Annotated in this window: 13 protein-coding genes; 7 read left to right on the top strand and 6 right to left on the bottom strand. The window is 67.3% G+C overall.

Going from position 1 to position 16976, the window contains the following annotated elements:
* Positions 1-26 precede the first annotated feature (26 nt).
* The 3 genes from secD to ACTPOI_RS01830 all read right to left on the bottom strand — a co-directional run bounded on the left by secD (position 27) and on the right by ACTPOI_RS01830 (position 6243).
* On the bottom strand, positions 27-1913 hold the full coding sequence (secD, locus tag ACTPOI_RS01840) for a protein translocase subunit SecD (protein WP_440105833.1): 1887 nt from the start codon (positions 1911-1913) through the stop codon (positions 27-29).
* Positions 1914-2038: 125 nt separating this feature from the next.
* Positions 2039-2374 carry a preprotein translocase subunit YajC gene (gene yajC, locus ACTPOI_RS01835; RefSeq protein ID WP_440105831.1) on the bottom strand — a complete coding sequence of 112 codons (336 nt, stop codon included), beginning with the start codon at positions 2372-2374 and terminating at the stop codon, positions 2039-2041.
* Between the two features lie 293 nt (positions 2375-2667).
* The gene (locus ACTPOI_RS01830; RefSeq protein WP_440105829.1) at positions 2668-6243 is read right to left on the bottom strand and encodes an indolepyruvate ferredoxin oxidoreductase family protein; all 3576 of its coding nucleotides are present in this window, start codon (positions 6241-6243) and stop codon (positions 2668-2670) included.
* Positions 6244-6411: 168 nt separating this feature from the next.
* On the opposite strand from ACTPOI_RS01830, the gene ACTPOI_RS01825 reads away from it, so the two are divergent.
* Positions 6412-6906: an Lrp/AsnC family transcriptional regulator gene (locus ACTPOI_RS01825; protein WP_440105827.1), complete on the top strand. Its 495-nt coding sequence runs from the start codon at positions 6412-6414 to the stop codon at positions 6904-6906.
* Positions 6907-7083: 177 nt separating this feature from the next.
* Positions 7084-8877, top strand: coding sequence for an MFS transporter (locus ACTPOI_RS01820; protein ID WP_440105825.1), 1794 nt, complete (start codon positions 7084-7086; stop codon positions 8875-8877).
* Positions 8878-8982: 105 nt separating this feature from the next.
* On the opposite strand, the gene ACTPOI_RS01815 is transcribed toward ACTPOI_RS01820, so the two are convergent.
* Both ACTPOI_RS01815 and ACTPOI_RS01810 read right to left on the bottom strand, forming a co-directional pair.
* The gene (locus ACTPOI_RS01815) at positions 8983-9828 is read right to left on the bottom strand and encodes a sensor histidine kinase (protein WP_440105823.1); all 846 of its coding nucleotides are present in this window, start codon (positions 9826-9828) and stop codon (positions 8983-8985) included.
* Positions 9829-9863: 35 nt separating this feature from the next.
* Positions 9864-10529: a LuxR C-terminal-related transcriptional regulator gene (locus ACTPOI_RS01810; protein ID WP_440108239.1), complete on the bottom strand. Its 666-nt coding sequence runs from the start codon at positions 10527-10529 to the stop codon at positions 9864-9866.
* A gap of 606 nt (positions 10530-11135) precedes the next feature.
* On the opposite strand from ACTPOI_RS01810, the gene ACTPOI_RS01805 reads away from it, so the two are divergent.
* The 4 genes from ACTPOI_RS01805 (at position 11136) to ACTPOI_RS01790 (ending at position 15352) form a co-directional block, all read left to right on the top strand.
* Positions 11136-11606 (top strand): hypothetical protein, encoded by a 471-nt coding sequence (locus tag ACTPOI_RS01805; RefSeq protein WP_440105821.1) that lies wholly within the window; start codon positions 11136-11138, stop codon positions 11604-11606.
* A 93-nt stretch (positions 11607-11699) separates the two neighbouring features.
* Positions 11700-12128, top strand: coding sequence for a hypothetical protein (locus ACTPOI_RS01800; protein WP_440105819.1), 429 nt, complete (start codon positions 11700-11702; stop codon positions 12126-12128).
* An 88-nt stretch (positions 12129-12216) separates the two neighbouring features.
* On the top strand, positions 12217-14037 hold the full coding sequence (locus ACTPOI_RS01795) for a DUF4384 domain-containing protein (protein WP_440105817.1): 1821 nt from the start codon (positions 12217-12219) through the stop codon (positions 14035-14037).
* Between the two features lie 13 nt (positions 14038-14050).
* Entirely contained in the window at positions 14051-15352 is a 1302-nt protein-coding gene (locus tag ACTPOI_RS01790; protein WP_440105815.1) for a hypothetical protein, read from the top strand.
* A gap of 148 nt (positions 15353-15500) precedes the next feature.
* Here the strand turns inward: ACTPOI_RS01790 and mltA are convergent, their stop codons facing one another.
* Complete coding sequence (mltA, locus tag ACTPOI_RS01785) at positions 15501-16676, bottom strand: murein transglycosylase A (protein ID WP_440105813.1); 1176 nt, start codon at positions 16674-16676, stop codon at positions 15501-15503.
* Here mltA and ACTPOI_RS01780 point away from each other — a divergent pair.
* Positions 16675-16839, top strand: coding sequence for a hypothetical protein (locus ACTPOI_RS01780; protein WP_440105811.1), 165 nt, complete (start codon positions 16675-16677; stop codon positions 16837-16839). The two genes, mltA and ACTPOI_RS01780, sit on opposite strands and share 2 nt — an antisense overlap.
* Positions 16840-16976: the final 137 nt, after the last annotated feature.

The following is a 16976-nucleotide window of genomic DNA, read 5'->3' as shown; positions in this document are numbered from 1 at the left end:
AGAACCCCATGGGTCTTCTTCCGTCTTTACTGCGACTTCGCCACGGCGCCAGTGTCCGCATCAGGCTTCCAGACCTGGCCGATGGACACGCTCTTGAGCTTTTTCTGGCGCCCGTACCACAGGTTCACCAGCCCGCGCGAGAAGAACACCGCCGAGAACATGCTGGTCAGGATGCCGATGCAGTGCACCACCGCAAAGCCCCGCACAGGCCCTGAGCCGAAGGCCAGCAGCGCCACGCCTGCAATCAGGGTGGTCACGTTCGAATCCAGAATGGTGGCCCATGCGCGCTCGTAGCCGGTGTTGATGGCCACCTGCGGCGATACCCCCGCGCGCAGCTCCTCGCGGATGCGCTCGTTGATCAGCACGTTGGAGTCGATGGCAACCCCGATGGCCAGCGCCATGGCGGCAATGCCCGGCAGGGTGAGGGTGGCTTGCAGCATCGACAGCACGGCCACCAGCAGCAGCACGTTCACGGCCAGCGCGATGCTGGAGAACACGCCGAACAGCATGTAGTAAAAGCACATGAACACGGCAATGACCACCAGGCCCCACACCACGCTGTTGATGCCGCGCTCGATGTTGTCGGCACCCAGCGTGGGGCCGATGGTGAATTCCTCGATGATTTCCATGGGCGCTGCCAGCGAGCCCGCGCGCAGCAGCAGCGCGGTGTCGTTGGCTTCGGTGGTGGTCATCCGGCCCGAGATCTGAACCCGCCCGCCCGCAATTTCGGTACGGATCACGGGGGCAGTAACGACCTCGCCCTTGCCCTTTTCGAACAGGACGATGGCCATGCGCTTGCCCACGTTCTCGCGGGTGATGTCCTTGAAGATGCGCGCACCCTTGGCGTCCAGTGTCAGGTTGACAGTGGGCTCCTGCGTCTGGCCGTCAAAGCCGGGCTGGGCGTCTGTCAGGTTCTCGCCGGTCAGGATGACCTGCTTTTTTACGATCACCGGCTGGCTGTTGCGGTCCATGTAGCGCTCGGAGCCAAACGGCACCGGGCCGCGGCCGGTTTCGGCGGCGCGGGCTTCGGTGCCCTCGTCCACCAGGCGCACTTCCAGCGTGGCGGTGCGGCCCAGGATGTCCTTGGCTTTGGCGGTGTCCTGCACGCCGGGCAGCTGCACCACGATGCGGTCCAGGCCCTGCTGCTGGATCACCGGCTCGGCCACGCCCAGTTCGTTGATCCGGTTGTGCAGCGTCACCATGTTCTGCTTGAGCGCCTGCTCCTGCACGCGGCGCGTGGCCTCGGGCTTGATGGAGGCGCGCAGGCGGAACTCGGAGCCGTCCGGGCTGCTGGTCATCTGCAGATCGGTGAACTGGTCGGTGATCAGGTTGCGTGCTGCCGTCAGGGTGGCTTCGTCGCGCAACTTGATGTCGATGGTCTGGCCGTCGCGGCTGATGCCGCCGTGGCGGATGCCCTTGTCGCGCAGCGCGGAGCGGATGTCACCTGCATATGATTCGGCCTTCTTGGTCAGCGCAGCCTGCATGTCCACCTGGAGCATGAAGTGCACGCCGCCGCGCAGGTCCAGGCCCAGGTACATGGGGTTGGCGTGCAGCGACTTGAGCCACACCGGCGAGCGCGAAACCAGGTTCAGCGCAACGATGTAGGACGCGTCGTTGGCGTCGGGGATGAGCGCCTTCTGGATGGCGTCCTTGGCCTTGAGCTGGTTGTCGGGCGTGTCGAAGCGGGCGCGCACCGAGTTGCCTTCCAGCGCGACGAAGTCCGGCGTCAGGCCCGCTGCCTTGAGCGCGTCTTCCACGCGCTGCTGCACGCCAGCGTCCACCTTGATGGTGGCCTTGGCAGACGACACCTGGACCGCAGGGGCCTCACCAAAGAAATTGGGCAGGGTGTACAGGGCCCCCACCAGCATCACGATCACGAGGATCGCGTACTTCCAGACCGGATAACGGTTCATCTTTACGCCTTTTCCACGCCCTGCCGGCTACCGCCATGCCAGAGCCATCCCCGCCACGCCGGCTGGGCCGCGCCCGCTGCAATCGGTGCAGCGTCGGCCTGTCCGGCGTACGGGATGTTCATTGATTACTTGACCGAACCCTTGGGCAGGACCTGGACCACGGCGCTGCGCTGCAGTTGCACTTCCACGCCGCTGGAGATTTCGATGTGCAGGAACCCTTCGGACAGGCGCGTGACCTTGCCGACGATGCCGCCAGCGGTGGCCACTTCATCGCCCTTGGCGATGGCTTCGATCATGGCGCGGTGTTCCTTCTGGCGCTTCATCTGGGGGCGGATCATGACGAAGTACAGCACCACGAACATGAGGACCAGGGGCAGCATGCCCGTCAGCGAGGACATGATGTCGCCGCCACCCGTGGCTGCGGCAGGTGCGGTCTGTGCGAAAGCGGAAGAAATGAACACGAGGTGGACTCCACAAATGGATGGTCAAAATACAAAAACCCGCACGGGCCGGACGCACAAGCGCCTTCCGGGGCGGAACAGGACATTGTATGCGGCACTGCGGCCCGCCCCCAAGGGCCAAGTCCCGGGTGGGCGCCGGGTGTTTCCCCGGGGAGGGCCCCATCGGGCCCTTGCAACACGTTTTTGATTAAAAAGTGCCTGTAGCCTCCGTGTCAATTGCCTGTTAAGCTATCAAATAAATAGCAAAATGCCCGCCGGTCAGGGCGGGCATCGGGCCGGGGAGGCTGCGGTGGTCAGGCTGCGGCGCGTTCGGGGTGTGCGGTGGCGCCACTGCGCCAGCGGGCCATCAGCGCATCCCACTTGGGGCGGGCCATCTTCAGGTGGCGCTCCTTCACGTGGCCGTAGCCGCGGATGTCTTCGGGGATGCTGGCAATCTCCACCGCCAGCGCCAAGTTGTCGGCGTTCAGCGTGGCCAGCAGCTCGTCAATACAGGCGCGGTATTCCACGATGAGCGCGCGCTCCATGCGGCGCTCTTCGGTCTTGCCGAACACATCCAGCGCCGTGCCGCGCAGGCCCTTCAGCTTAGCCAGCAGGCCAAAAGCGCTGCGCATCCAGGGGCCAAACGGTTGCTTGACGAGTTCGCCCCGGTCGTTCTTTTTGGCGGTCATGGGCGGCGCCAGGTGGTGCACCAGCTTGTAGTCGCCTTCAAACATGTTGGCGATCTTGTCCGTGAAGGCCTTGTCGGTGTGCAGGCGCGCCACTTCGTACTCGTCCTTGTACGCCATCAGCTTGAACAGGTAGCGCGCCACGGCCTCCGACAGGCGGGTGCTGGTGGTCATGCGGGCCTCGGTGGCCTTTACCTTCTCGACGAAGGCCTGGTACTCCTGCGCGTAGGCGGCGTGCTGGTAGCCGGTCAGAAACTCCACGCGCTTGTGGACCATTTCCGTGAGCGAAGGCTTCTTCACGAACTGGATCACTTGCGCCGCGGCAAAAAGCGCCTGGACGGATGCCAGATCGTGCGCGCAGCGGCGGCCCCATTCGAAGGCGGCCTTGTTGTTGTCCACCTGCACGCCGTTCAATTCCATGGCGCGCATCAGCGATGCCAGCGTGAGCGGCACGCGGCCCTTTTGCCAGGCGTAGCCCAGCATCAGCGGGTTGGTGTAAATGCTGTCGCCCAGCAACTGTGTGGCCACCTGCTCGGCATCAAAGCTGCCCACATTGCCCGCGCCTACCGCGGTGGCGATGGCGCTGTCGCAGTTGGCACCCGGGAACTGCCAGTTGGGGTTGGTCACAAACGCCGCCGTGGGCGTGCCGTGCGTGTTCAGCGCCACAAACGTGCGGCCCGGCTGCATCACGGCCAGCGTGTACTTGTGTGCGGCCACGATGGAATCGCACCCGATCACCAGATCCGCCTTGGCGGTGTCGACCTTGGTGGTGTAGATGGCGTCGGGCCGGTTGGCGATCTGGATGTGGCTCCAGGTGGCGCCGCCCTTTTGTGCCAGGCCACCCGCGTCCTGCGTGATGACGCCCTTGCCATCCAGGTGCGCGGCCATGCCCAGCAGCGAGCCGATGGTGATCACGCCCGTGCCGCCCACGCCACCCACCACGATGCCCCAGGCCGTTTCGGCCACCGGCAGCACCGGCTCAGGCAACGGCGGCAGTGCCGACAGGTCGCCCTTCTTTTCCTTCTTGGGCTTTTTCAGCTTGCCGCCTTCCACCGTCACAAAGCTGGGGCAGAAGCCGTTCACGCACGAGTAGTCCTTGTTGCAGGTGCTCTGGTTGATGCGGCGCTTGCGGCCAAACTCCGTCTCCACAGGTTCCACCGACAGGCAGTTCGATTTGGTGGAGCAATCACCGCAGCCCTCGCACACCAGCTCGTTGATGACCACGGTCTTGTCGGGCGTGGCCAGGGTGCCGCGCTTTCTGCGGCGGCGCTTTTCCGTCGCGCAGGTCTGGTCGTAGATGATGACCGTGCAGCCCTTGATCTCGCGGAACTGGCGCTGTAGCGTGTCGAGCTCGTCGCGGTGGTGCACCGTCACGCCCTCGGCCAGCGGCACGCCGTCGTACTTGTGCGGTTCGTCCGTCACGATGATCAGCTTGACCACGCCCTCGGCCTTCAGGCTGTGCATGATCTGCAGCACCGAGTGCCCCTCGGGCCGCTCGCCTACCTGCTGGCCGCCCGTCATGGCCACGGCGTCGTTGTAGAGCACCTTGTAGGTGATGCTGGTGCCTGCCGCAATGCTCTGGCGGATGGCCAGCAGCCCGCTGTGAAAGTACGTGCCATCGCCCAGGTTGGCAAACACGTGCTGGTCGGTGGTGAAGGGCGCCTGGCCCACCCAGGTCACGCCTTCGCCGCCCATCTGCGTGAAGGTGCTGGTGTTGCGGTCGGGCATCCAGTTGGCCATGTAGTGGCAGCCAATGCCGGCCACGGCGCGCGAGCCTTCGGGCACGCGGGTGCTGGTGTTGTGCGGACAGCCGCTGCAAAACCACGGGGCGCGCTCGCCGGTGTCCACCTTCAGCTCGGTCATGGCGCGTTCGCTGGCCTCGATGACGGCGATGCGCGAATCCATGCGCGCAATGATGTCGCTCGATACGCCGAGCTTTTTCAGGCGCTTGGCGATCGCCTTGGCGATGATGGCGGGCGTGAGGTCGGCCTTGGCGCGCAGCAGCCAGTTCTGGCTGGGGTTGGGCATGCTCCATTCGCCGCCGGTGGCATCGCCTTCGGGCTCGTCGAACTTGCCCAGCACGTTCGGGCGCACGTCGGCGCGCCAGTTGTACAGCTCTTCCTTGAGCTGGTATTCGATGACCTGGCGCTTTTCCTCCACCACGAGGATCTCCTGCAGGCCCTGCGCAAAGTCGCGGGTGATGGTGGCTTCGAGCGGCCACACCACGTTGACCTTGTGCACGCGGATGCCCAGCTGGCGGCAGGTGTCGTCGTCCAGCCCCAGGTCCACCAGGGCCTGGCGCGTGTCGTTGTAGGCCTTGCCGCTGGCGATGATGCCGAAGCGGTCGCTGGGGCCCTGGATCACGTTGTAGTTGAGCTTGTTGGCGCGGATGTACGCCAGGGCGGCGTACCACTTGTAGTCCATCAGGCGCGCTTCCTGCTCCAGCGGTGCGTCGGGCCAGCGGATGTGCAGGCCACCCGGTGGCATCGCGAAGTCCTCCGGCAGGATGATCTTCACGCGGTCGGGGTCGATGTGGATGCTGCCGGACGACTCCACCACCTCCTGGATGGTCTTCATGCCCGACCACACGCCCGAGAAGCGGCTCATGGCAAACGCGTGCAGACCCATGTCCAGAATCTCCTGCACGCTGCTGGGGAAGAACACCGGTGTGCCGCAGGCCTTGAAGATGTGGTCGCTCTGGTGCGCGGCCGTGCTGCTCTTGCTGATGTGGTCGTCCCCCGCAATCGCGATCACGCCGCCGTGTTTGGCCGTGCCTGCCATGTTGGCGTGCTTGAACACGTCCGAGCAGCGGTCCACGCCCGGGCCCTTGCCGTACCAGATGCCGAATACGCCGTCGAACTTCTTGCTCTGCGGATACAGGTCGAGCTGCTGCGTGCCCCACACGGCCGTGGCGCCGAGTTCCTCGTTCACGCCGGGCTGAAAGACGATGTTGTTGGCCGCGAGGTGCTTCTTCGCGGCCCAGAGCGCCTGGTCATAGGTACCCAGCGGGGAGCCCCGGTAGCCGCTGATGAAGCCCGCGGTGTTCAGGCCCGCTGCGGCATCGCGCTGGCGCTGCAGCATGGGCAGGCGCACCAGGGCCTGCACGCCGCTCATGAACGCCCGGCCGCTGTCCAGAGAGTATTTGTCGTCAAGCGATACAGTTTCCAGCGCTTTGCGGATGGATTCGGGCAGAGGGGCATTCATGAGGGATTCCTGTGGGGTGTCGGCTTGCAGGCGAGGCCTTGTGGGCCAGGCTGCAGCGGTAGTAATCGGTGTCCTGGCAGTTTAGGGATTGCCCGGGGATATGTGCTTTCGTTGTTGTGCCGTGTTTACCCTTGTTTCAGAAAGGATCTTTCTTAGAATGGTCGATAAATGAACAATCTTGACAAATTCGACCTCGCCATCCTGCAAGAATTACAAGCCGACGCCCGCCTGACGAATGCCGAGCTGGCCCAGCGGGTGGGCCTGTCGGCCGCACCCTGCTGGCGCCGCGTGCGGGCGCTGGAGGAGGCGGGCTATATCAGGGGCTACCGCGCCGAGATCGACCGCCACAAGATCGGCCTGGGGGTGCTCGCCTTTGTGCGGCTGGACGCCGACCGCAGCACTGGCAACCTCACCCGCGCCATGGAGGAGGCCATTCGCCAGATCCCCGAGGTGGTGGCCTGTCACTACATCAGCGGCACGGGCACGTTCGAGCTGCAGGTGGTGGCGCGCGACCTGGACAGCTTTTCGCAGTTTGCGCGCGATGTGCTGCTGAACCTGCCCAACGTGAAGGACATGCACACCAGCTTCTCGCTGGGCGAGGTCAAGGCCAGCGGGGCGCTGCCGCTGGCGCACCTGGCGCACCTGGCGCGCAGCCGGGGCTAATGCTATTAAATTAATAGCTATGAAGGCAATCAATACAAGCGCTTCAAGCTGATTTGACCAAGAATTGCGCTCCAGCAGGCCCATAGCGCACCCCAGCGGAGCCAAGCCCATGGCACGGTGGTGGTTGCGCCACCGTGCTCCTTTGGCCAGTACGTATCCGTCGCACAATGGCTGGGCATGCCTGTTTTGCCACCTTCTGAAAGCACGCGCAGCACTGCGCCTGCATCGCCCCCCTTTCCAAACTCCGCAGGTGCCGACGCACCCGCAGCGCCGGCACCCACCACCCTGGATCCCACATCCGCCGGGCCTGCCGCCTCGGCTGCAGCCAGCCGGGCGCCACTGACCCACGACGCCGACGACACCGTCGCTCCGCAGCACGGTCAGGCGGCCGCCCTGCAGGACGCAGCGGCTTCGCTCTCGCCTCTGGCGCCGCTCACGGTGCCGGTCTTTCGCATGCTCTGGCTGACCTGGGTGGCGGCCAACACCTGCATGTGGATGAACGACGTGGCCGCTGCCTGGCTGATGACCACGCTCACCACCTCGCCCATCCTGGTGGCGCTGGTGCAGTCCGCTTCCACGCTGCCGGTGTTTTTGCTGGGGCTGCCCAGCGGCGCGCTGGCCGACATCCTGGACCGCCGCCGCTACTTCATCGCCACGCAGTTCTGGGTGGCCGCCGTGGCGCTGGTGCTGTGCGCGGCCATCATGGCCGGCGGGATCACGGCACCGCTGCTGCTGGCCCTCACCTTTGCCAACGGCATCGGGCTTGCGATGCGCTGGCCGGTGTTTGCCGCCATCGTGCCCGAGCTGGTCAGCCGCCCGCAGCTGCCGGCCGCACTGGCGCTCAACGGCGTGGCCATGAATGCCTCGCGCATCATCGGCCCGCTGCTGGCCGGGGCCATCATTGCCAGCGCGGGCAGCGCCTGGGTGTTCGTGCTCAATGCCGTGCTGTCGGTCATCTCTGGCCTGGTCATCATGCGCTGGAAGCGCGCCCACGTGCCCAGCCCGCTGGGGCGCGAGCGCCTGGGCAGTGCCATGCGCGTGGGCGTGCAGTTTGTGCGGCAGTCGCCGCGCATGCGGGCTGTGCTGTGGCGCATCTCCATCTTCTTTTTGCACGCCACGGCCCTCATGGCCTTGCTGCCACTGCTGGCCAAAGGGCTGGAGGGCGGCGGCGCGGGCACGTTCACGCTGCTGCTGGCCAGCATGGGCGCAGGTGCCATTACGGCAGCCATGTTCCTGCCGCGCCTGCGCCAGGCCATGGCGCGCGATGTGCTGGTGATGCGCGGCACCATGCTGCAGGCGGCTGCCACGGCGGTGATGGCCGTGGCGCCCAATGTGTACGTGGCGGTGCCGGCGATGTTTGTGGGCGGCATGGCCTGGATCACCACAGCCAACTCGCTGTCCGTGTCGGCCCAGCTGGCACTGCCCAACTGGGTGCGGGCGCGCGGCATGTCGATCTACCAGATGTCCATCATGGGCGCCACCGCTTTGGGTGCCGCCGTGTGGGGCCAGGTGGCCACGCTGACCGACGTGCACACCAGCCTGGGCCTGGCTGCGGCCACTGGTGTGGTGGCCATGGCGCTGGTGCAGCGCCTGGTGGCCGACCGCAGCATCGAGGAAGACCTGAGCCCTTCGCGCGCCTTCAAGGCCCCGGTGGCCGAGGCGCCGCCGGGCGCAGGGCATCTGGTAGTCACCATCGAATATTTCATTGACCCCGACCACGCCACCGAATTCCGCGCCGTGATGCAGGAAAGCCGCCGCAGCCGCCTGCGCCAGGGCGCTTTGGGCTGGCAGCTGCTGCACGACATCAGCCAGCCCGCGCGCTATGTGGAGCGCATTGAAGACGAGTCGTGGACCGAGCACCTGCGCCGCTTTGACCGCGTCACCGCTTCGGACGTGGCCCTGCGCGATCGCAAGCTGGCGTTCCATGTGGGCAATGCGCCGCCGCGGGTGACGCGATGGGCCGTGGAGTAGACCCGCCCTCGCGGCAATGCAAACGGCAACACCGGATAGATCTCTCGGGCGCGGCGCATCCTGATCACTGGCTCGCCGTGTGGCGAAAGCTCGCCCGGCTTCTTGCTACACCACCGCTGCATCGCCCGGCACGAAGACGCTCACACATGTGCCGCCCTCGGGGCCAGACTGGAGCCGCAGCTTCCCGCCCGCCTGGCGCGCACGCCAGCGCATTCCGGCCAAGCCTGAGCCTGCTGCCGTTTCACCATCGCCAGGCGGCACACGCAGACCGCGCCCGTTGTCACTGATCGCGATGTGCCAGGCACCAGATGCAGCCAAAAAGTGCACGCTTACGCAGATCTGCGTGGCACCCGAGTGCTGCAGCGCGTTGCTCAGCGCCTCCTGGACGATGGCGGCAAGGTGCCCCGCGCAGTGGCGCTGCAGTGGAGGCACATCGTCGACCACCTGCACATCCCACACCATGCAGATGCCGCGCCGCTCCAGCGCTGGCTGGATGCGGTGGCGCAGGCGGGCCAGCCGGTCGGTCACCGACTCGTCATCGGAATCCATCGAGTCGACCACCATGCGCAGGTCGAACAGGCAGCGCTCCAGCGCGGTGCGCACTGGTTCGCCAGGTTGTCCGGCGTCGGCAAGCGTCATCGCGCTGACCAGTTGCGAGCCCACGCGATCATGCAGTTCACGCGCAATGCGTCGCCGTTCGGCTACCACGTCGGCGCTGGGCCGGTGGCTCAGCCGGGGCCGCCAGCGCAGTGCCCTGGCGCGGTGGACCAGCAGCCATGCGCACAGCTGCAGCCCCAGCGCCAGGGCGGCGGCCAGGCACCACGCCTGCGCGCGTGCGCCCAGCGGCAGCAGCGCCTGCAGCGCGCCCAACGCCGTAGCCACCAGCATCAGCTGTGCAGCACACAGCCCCACGCAGGCCGTGGCCTGCCAGGCGGGCACCGTGCGCCACACGCGTCAGCCCCCGGCGCTGCGCTGCCACAGCCCCATCAGAAAAGCCCTCGCAGCGACGCAAAGCGCACGGCCTGGGCACGGGTGCGCACCTGCAGCTTGCGGTAGATGTTGCGCAGGTGCGTGTTCACCGTCATGCCGCTGATGAACAGGCGTGCACCGATCTCGGTGCTGGTGTAGCCGCTGGCCACCATGCGCAGGATTTCCTTCTCGCGGGTGGAGAGCTTGTCGGCCTCGTCGGCCCGGCGCTTGGATTGCGGCGCATTGGCGCGGTCAAACCGCTGCAGCAGACGCCGCGCGATGTGGGGCGTGATGGATGCGCCACCATTGGCCACCTGCAGCACTGTCTGTGCATAGTTGCCAAACCACGAGTTCTTGCCCACAAACCCGGCCGCACCCAGCTCGAACGCCCGCAGCACCTGCTCGTCGTTTTCCATCACCGAGATCACCACTGCCTGTGCGCTGGGCCGCACCGAGCGGAAGAAGTCGAGCACCTCGAAGGCTTCCCCGTCGCCCAGGTTGAGGTCCACCAGCAGCACATCGAACTCGTGCTGGCGGATCGCGCGGCGGCCTTCACGCACGCTGGTCGCCTGCCCCACGAGCAGGGTGCGCGGGTCGGCCATGAGCTCCTGGGCGATCACCCGGCGGATGTGCGCGTCGTCATCGATGAGCAGGACCCGCACGGGGCTCGTCTCCTGCCCCATGAGGAAAGCCGGCCATACCGAGGGCGGGTTTTCATACGTGGAGAACTGGCCCGGAGCACCTGCCGGCTGCAGGGGAGCGCCGTCGCCTGGCTCTGCGTGTCTGTGGATGGTCATCATGCAAACGTTCCTCTTGCGTGCTGCTTTCTCGCACTCATTGTTGGGGACATCCTTGCAGCGACCAAGCAAAGAATGGCCGTGCGATACAGGCGCTGCGGGGCTGGTTGCAAGCCCCACGCCGCTGCACGATGCAACAGATCCGTGGCTGCAGGCGCTGGCTGCACACGCCATTGCATACGTCACAACTCGTTACTACCTGGTTCTTGGCGCGCGCTGTCCGCAGCTTCTGCCTGCAAGGCCAGCATGCGCGCGGGTTGGTGGTCGGCCTAGTGCATTTGTTCTGCGCTGTACGGGGTAGCCATGCCTGCGTATTCGTGACCTGTGGGTCCGCAAAGACACTGCAGCCAGACAACACGGAACGGGGCCTGAAAACCGCTGGCCCTGCCAGCCCTGGCCCCGATCCCTGATGTCCCTTTCCTGCCCTGAAGCGACCCGGTCGCACCGGTGCAGCCAACGTTTCCACTGTCCAACTGTTTTGAAGGAACTATCATGAAAGCCTTTGCATTCATCGCCCTCAGCGCCATCGCTACTGCCGCACTGGCCACCGGTCCTGCGCCTTCGCCCGACATCTCCATCACCGGCACCTCGCTGCAGGCGGCTGCGCTGACTTCCGTAGCGGTGTCCAACAACTCCATGGGTTCCAAGAGCGAAGCCTTCCAGAACCTGGCCACCAACACCGGCAATGTGACGATCAGCGGCACGTCGATGCAAGGCGTGCTCGGCGCGGGCGGCTCGGTGCGCAACAGCGCCACCGGCAGCGATGCCTATGCCAGCCAAAACCTTTCGTCCAACGTGGGCGAGGTGTCGATCACGGGCGATTCGGTCCAGCTGACGATGATCAAGGGCGCCAGCCTGACCAATCTGTCCAGCGGCAGCAACAGCAAGGCCGTGCAGAACATTGCCACCAACAACGCGTGCTTCACCTGCCAGCCCACGCGCACTGGCGGCTGGTCGCACTGACCTGCCCGACGGGTGCCGGAGCGCGCCCGTCGTGTGGCCCAGCCGCCGGCGTGCTGCGCTCCATTTCTTTCCCTGCCATCCCGGAGACTCCCCATGCACACCTATCGCGCCACGCCACGCCTTTTACTGGCTGCAGCCGGCCTGCTTCTGGCGACTGCCGGGCATGCCCAGGCGCCGGGCGAAGACCCGGTAGTGCTCACCCGCAACCCCACGGTGCAGATGCAGCCCATCGGGCCGGCAGCGCAGCCTGGCCAGCTGGACCCCGCCATGGAGATGCCCTCCTGGCTGCGCGCCCGGGTGGCACGCTATGAGGCCAGGGCATTTGCGCAGGATGCCCAGGGCCAGCTCGGTGACACCGACGTGGTGACCACTGCGAGCGCACAGGGCATGCAAAAGACATGTGTGCAGGAAGTGGGCAGCAATACCGTGGCTGCAGGTGCAGCGGGTGCATCAAAGTACGGCCCCGGTGGCACGCCCCAGGTGGTGGTGCTGCGCGGCGACCTGGTGAACATCTGCCGCTAACTCATACATACCAGCGCCCGGCGGGGCTGCGGTCGGCACGCCAGCCCGTTGCCCAGGCAGCCCGAACAAGATCACGAGAGCCCACACCATGCTGCCGTCCACCAACGCTGCCCTGCTGGCGCCACCTTCCGTACACCGAGCGGGCAACAGCCTGCCGCGCTGCCAGGGTGCGCGCACCGCGCTGTGGCCCGCGCTGCTGGGCCTTGCGCTGCTGGCGGGTTGCGCCACGCCCATGGACCCGCGCAAAGATCAGGCCTTGCTGGAACACGCATCCATTGCCGACCGGCCTGCGGTGCGGCCAGCGCGATCCATCTCCAGCTTCTCGGACTCGCTGATGTGCATGGACCACATGCTGCGCGCCGCCCAGCTGCCCACCACGCTGGTCACCAGCAAGCAGATCCCTGACTACTCGGGCCGCGTGGCCGTGGGCAGCAAGGACATGGTGATCACGGCGCTGTCGCAGATGTCCCGCCTGAGCAATGCCTTTCGCTACGTGGACTACGAGGTGGACATCGCCCGGCAGGACACGGTGCAGAACCTGACCACCATCCTGCTCAACAACAACCAGATGCAGCTGCAGCGCCCGGCGCTGTATTTCTCGGGCGCGATCTCGTTTGTGGACCAGAACGTGCTGAGCAACCGCTTCGACACCGGCCTCTCGGGCCCGCGGGTTGACCTGGGCTACAGCCAGAGCCGCAACGCCACGATCATCGGACTGGAAATGCACCTGGGTGACTTCCGCACGCGCACGCTGATCCCCGGGCTGGACTCGGCCAACGAGGTCATCCTGGGCAGCGGCGGGCAGGGCGTGGACCTGGCGGGCCGCATCGGAAGCTATGGCGTGCAGTTCAACGTGGGGCGCGACTACACCCAGGGCTCGGGCAGCGCGGTACGCACGCTGGTAGACCTGGCCACGATCGAGCTGGTGGGCAAGTGGGCACGCGTGCCCTACTGGCAGTGCCTGACGCTGGAGCAGAACCACCCCGACTTTCAGCGCCAGCTGCGCGACTGGTTCAGCGAGGGGTCATCCGCCGTGCGCTGGCAGCTGGTGGCGCGCGCACTGGCCAGCCGCGGCTACCTGGGCGCAGAGGTTGTCGCGACGGCCGAGCCCACCCCCGCCCACAGCACGCAGTTGCGCGCCGCGCTGGCCCGATTTCAGGCCGACAACGGCATGGTGGTGACGGGCGTGGTTGATTTCCCCACCTATGAACGGGCGCTGCGCGACTTTGTCGGCCTGTCGCCCGACGGCGCCCTGGCCCGCATCGGTTGGAACCCTACCGACCCGGCCCCGGGCCCCAGTGCGGCAGTCGCCGAATCGGCGCTGCCCGCTGTAACCACCAGCAGCCTGCTGTACGGCGCGGCCGCTGTTGAGCGCACCATCGACCTGCAGATCGAGAACGTGCTGCTGGACCGCACGGCCTTCGAGGTGGGTGAACAGATCTTTCTGTCGGCCACGGTATCGCGTGCCTCGTACCTGCAGTGCTACCTGTCGGATGCCACTGGCACCGTCATGCGTCTGCTGCCCAACCGTGCCAACACGAGCGGCTGGGTGTCGGCCAACCAGGCCCTGCGCATCCCCGACTGGATGAGCCCGAACCCCGGCTTCGTGATGGACGCAGCCAGTCCTGGCACGGAAGGCGTGGCGTGCTTTGCCACCGATGGCGACGCGTCGGCGCGCCTGCCCGAAGAACTGCGCGGCCCGCCGCTCAAGCCGATTGCCGGTTACCGCACGCTGGAGAAGATCAACGAGGCTTTTGCCGCCTTGTGGGGCGCTACGGGCTATACCGGCAATGCGGTCTACTGGACCGTGGTGCCACGCCGCGCTGCGCCGCCAGCGGCCAAGGCAGCGCCTGTCCCCGCCCCGGCATCCGGGCCGACTTCCAAGGCTCCGCCAGCGCCGCGTTCCTGACCGGCTGCCCCGCATGCGCTGCACCATCACCGGCATGGGCCACTCCATCGCAAAGGCCGCCAGTGCGCCGCCCCGCTTGCGCGTCGCACCGGCGGGTGCGTCGCGGGCCGCGGTGCTGGGCGCGGCCTGTGTACTGGTCTGTGCGCTGGTGCCGTGCGTGGCGGTGGCCTCGGCGCGGGCCTTGCCAGGCCCGGCGGACACGCCGGCCGTCAGCACGGACCAGAGCGGCTGGAGCCCGACCGCGCCACACCCGGCCGGCCCTGACGCCCCTGCCCTGGAGGCCGTCGTGCGCAGCCTTCGCGCTACCGCGCAGGGCGAGAAGCCGGCTGCTGCCGCTCCCCGCGCCCCAGGTCTGCGGCCCCCGGCGGGCTCACGTGCGCCACCCGCTGCGACCGAGGCCGCCAGCCCCGCGCAGGCAGCCTGGCTGCTGGGGTTGCTCGCCCTGCACGGGGTGGGAATGGCCCCCGACGCGCCCCTGGCACAGCAATGGTTTGAACGCGCCCAGGCGCTGGGCCACCCGCTGGCACCCGCGGGGCTGGCGTGGTGCCAGATCAGTGGCTGCGTGACTGCGCCCAATCCAGCCGGGGCCAGTCGCTGGACGTCCGCATTGGCCCGCCATGCGCCCGCATTGGCGAGATACCTGCAATGGCACGCAGCGGTAGCCCTGTCGCCGCTGGAGGCCCAGGACCGTACCGCCTTTGCGACCACACCCCCCGGAGTCCATCTCCAGCCGCCGCCCGCACGGCCGCAACTGCGTGCGCTGCTGGCCGAAGCAGCCAGCGCCGGCAGCGCCCAGGCGGCCAACGAGCTGGGCCTGGAATACCTTGCCGCGGGCCAGCTGAACGAAGCCCTGCAACAGTTTCGCAGCGCAGCACCACAGTCGGGCGCCGCCGCCGCCAACGCACGCCTGCTGGCCAGCCGCCTGCGCGCCGACGAAGCCGCACGCAACCCGCCCGGCCGCCAGACGCCCGGCGACTGGTACGACCAGGCCCGCCGCTACCACCGGGGCGAGAGCGTGCCCGCCAACTACACCGAGGCGGTGCGCCTGTACCAGATCGCCGCCAGTGCAGGCGACCGGCGCGCGCGCCGCATGCTGGAGCTGATCTTCTCGCGCCCGGCACCCACCGGTACGGTGGACCCGGCATGGATGCAGCAGCTGGCTGCGATGGCCGCAGAGGCGGACGGTGCCCCCGGGCGACCGGCCCCGCGCTCGCCACCTGCCCCGCCGGGCTGGCAGACCGACCCCAGCCCGCTGTACCACCTGATACCGCTGCAGTGGCGTGGAGAGGATGCCCGGCCGGCCGCGGTGCGATGAGGCCTCAACCCTGCGATGCCGCATGCGACGTGCGACGTGCGACGGGGCGCGTCAGCGCGCGCGAAGCGCACAAAGCGCAGAAAACGCTATAAAAATAATAGCTACAGGTGCAATCAAATAAAGGACTTCAGGCCGATATTGCCTCAAATCACCTCGGCCAGAGCACCCACAGCCGCAGCCCCTGCTTGAGCCGGCCCGCAATGTCGCCCGCCTCCGGCCCCCAGCCCGTGAAATAGTCGGCCCGTACCGCCCCCAGGATGGCGCTGCCCGTGTCCTGCGCCAGCACCATGCGGCTCAGCTGCACTTGCGGGCCGCTGGAGGCCAGCCACACCGGCGTGCCGTAAGGGATGCTCTGGCGGTCGACCGCAATGGAACGGCCGGGGGTGAGCGGCACGCCCTGCGCGCCTTTGGGGCCAAAGCCCGCGTCCATGCCCGCCAGCGGCTCCTCCTTGAAGAACACGTAGCGCGGGTTGGTCCACATCAGCTCGTTGGTGCGCTGCGGGTTGGCGGCCAGCCAGGCGCGAATGCCGGGCCAGGTTGCGTCGCGGGTGTAGCCCTGGTCGAGCAGCCAGCGACCGATGCTGCCGTAGGGCTGGTCGTTGGTGCCGGCATACGCCACGCGCACCATCGACACCGATCCATCAGGCTCGGTAATGCGCAGGCGGCCCGAGCCCTGGATGTGCAGCACCATCGACTCGACCGGGTCGCGCAGCCAGGCGATGGCCCGGCCCTGCAGCGCCGCCTGGGCTTCTGGCAGGGTCTCGATCTGCTGGCGCGTGTACCAGGGCTTGCGCGCGCCAAAGCTGGCGGGCAGGCGGTAGATGGGCACCGTGTAGCCGTTGCCGGGCTGGCGGGCGCCTTCCATCATGGGCTCGTAATAGGCGGTCAGCAGGCCGTCGGCGTTGCCGTCGTGCCCCTCGACGCGGTAGGGCTGCAGGCGGGCGATGAGCCACGCGCGCTGCTCGTCGGGGGTGGCAATGCTCAGCTGGCGCACCTCGCCGCACAGCGCGGTGAACGGCGGGGCGGGGCGCTCGCAGCTCTTGATCCAGGCGTTCCAGGCCTCGTGCAGCGCGTCCTGCGTGAAGCCGGGCAGCTCTGCCCAGCGCACGGGGATCCAGCGGCTTTTGGGCTGCGCGATGGGCGGCGGCAGCGGGCCGGTGTCCCCGGGCAGCGGAACGGCGGCCGGAGGTGGCAAAGCGCCGACGGGCGGCTGCGTGGATATGGCCCCGGGCGGAGTGGGGCTTGGCGGCATGGGTGTGGAGCACGCGGCCAGCATTCCTACAATCAGCGCCGTCAGAACAAGGCGCAAAGGGGTCGATTTCATGGGGCTGATTTTGCTTGAAGCGCTGCTGGCGCTGGTGCTGCTGATTGCCATCGTCTGGTGGACGATGTTTTCAGGGCGCAAGGGCGGCGAGCTTCCCGTGCCCCCCGCCTCGGGCGACGACGACCGGAAGCCTCCTTCACCGCCTTCGCCGCCCGCAGCGTAGGCCCCCGGCGCGGGCGCCACGTTCTTTTCCTTTGCCTCGCTTTTCTCTTTGACCGCGGCGTCCTTGCGCCTTCACGCGGGACCTTGACGCTGTTGCAGGGCCCTTTCCGTTGTGCTGGGACCTGGCACCCACCTGAC

Source organism: Acidovorax sp. BL-A-41-H1 (genome assembly GCF_051942715.1).
The sequence above is the reverse complement of the archived record's forward strand: the minus strand, read 5'-3'. Positions and strand labels throughout refer to the sequence as shown.

Excerpts from the sequence above, each read along its gene's own strand:
- secD (WP_440105833.1), bottom strand. The coding sequence starts at position 1,913 with ATGAACCGTTATCCGGTCTGGAAGTACGCGATCCTCGTGATCGTGATG.
- ACTPOI_RS01830 (WP_440105829.1), bottom strand. The coding sequence starts at position 6,243 with ATGAATGCCCCTCTGCCCGAATCCATCCGCAAAGCGCTGGAAACTGTA.
- ACTPOI_RS01825 (WP_440105827.1), top strand. The coding sequence starts at position 6,412 with ATGAACAATCTTGACAAATTCGACCTCGCCATCCTGCAAGAATTACAA.
- ACTPOI_RS01820 (WP_440105825.1), top strand. The coding sequence starts at position 7,084 with ATGCCTGTTTTGCCACCTTCTGAAAGCACGCGCAGCACTGCGCCTGCA.
- ACTPOI_RS01810 (WP_440108239.1), bottom strand. The coding sequence starts at position 10,529 with ATGGGGCAGGAGACGAGCCCCGTGCGGGTCCTGCTCATCGATGACGAC.
- ACTPOI_RS01805 (WP_440105821.1), top strand. The coding sequence starts at position 11,136 with ATGAAAGCCTTTGCATTCATCGCCCTCAGCGCCATCGCTACTGCCGCA.
- ACTPOI_RS01800 (WP_440105819.1), top strand. The coding sequence starts at position 11,700 with ATGCACACCTATCGCGCCACGCCACGCCTTTTACTGGCTGCAGCCGGC.
- ACTPOI_RS01795 (WP_440105817.1), top strand. The coding sequence starts at position 12,217 with ATGCTGCCGTCCACCAACGCTGCCCTGCTGGCGCCACCTTCCGTACAC.
- ACTPOI_RS01790 (WP_440105815.1), top strand. The coding sequence starts at position 14,051 with ATGCGCTGCACCATCACCGGCATGGGCCACTCCATCGCAAAGGCCGCC.
- ACTPOI_RS01780 (WP_440105811.1), top strand. The coding sequence starts at position 16,675 with ATGGGGCTGATTTTGCTTGAAGCGCTGCTGGCGCTGGTGCTGCTGATT.
- mltA (WP_440105813.1), bottom strand. The coding sequence starts at position 16,676 with ATGAAATCGACCCCTTTGCGCCTTGTTCTGACGGCGCTGATTGTAGGA.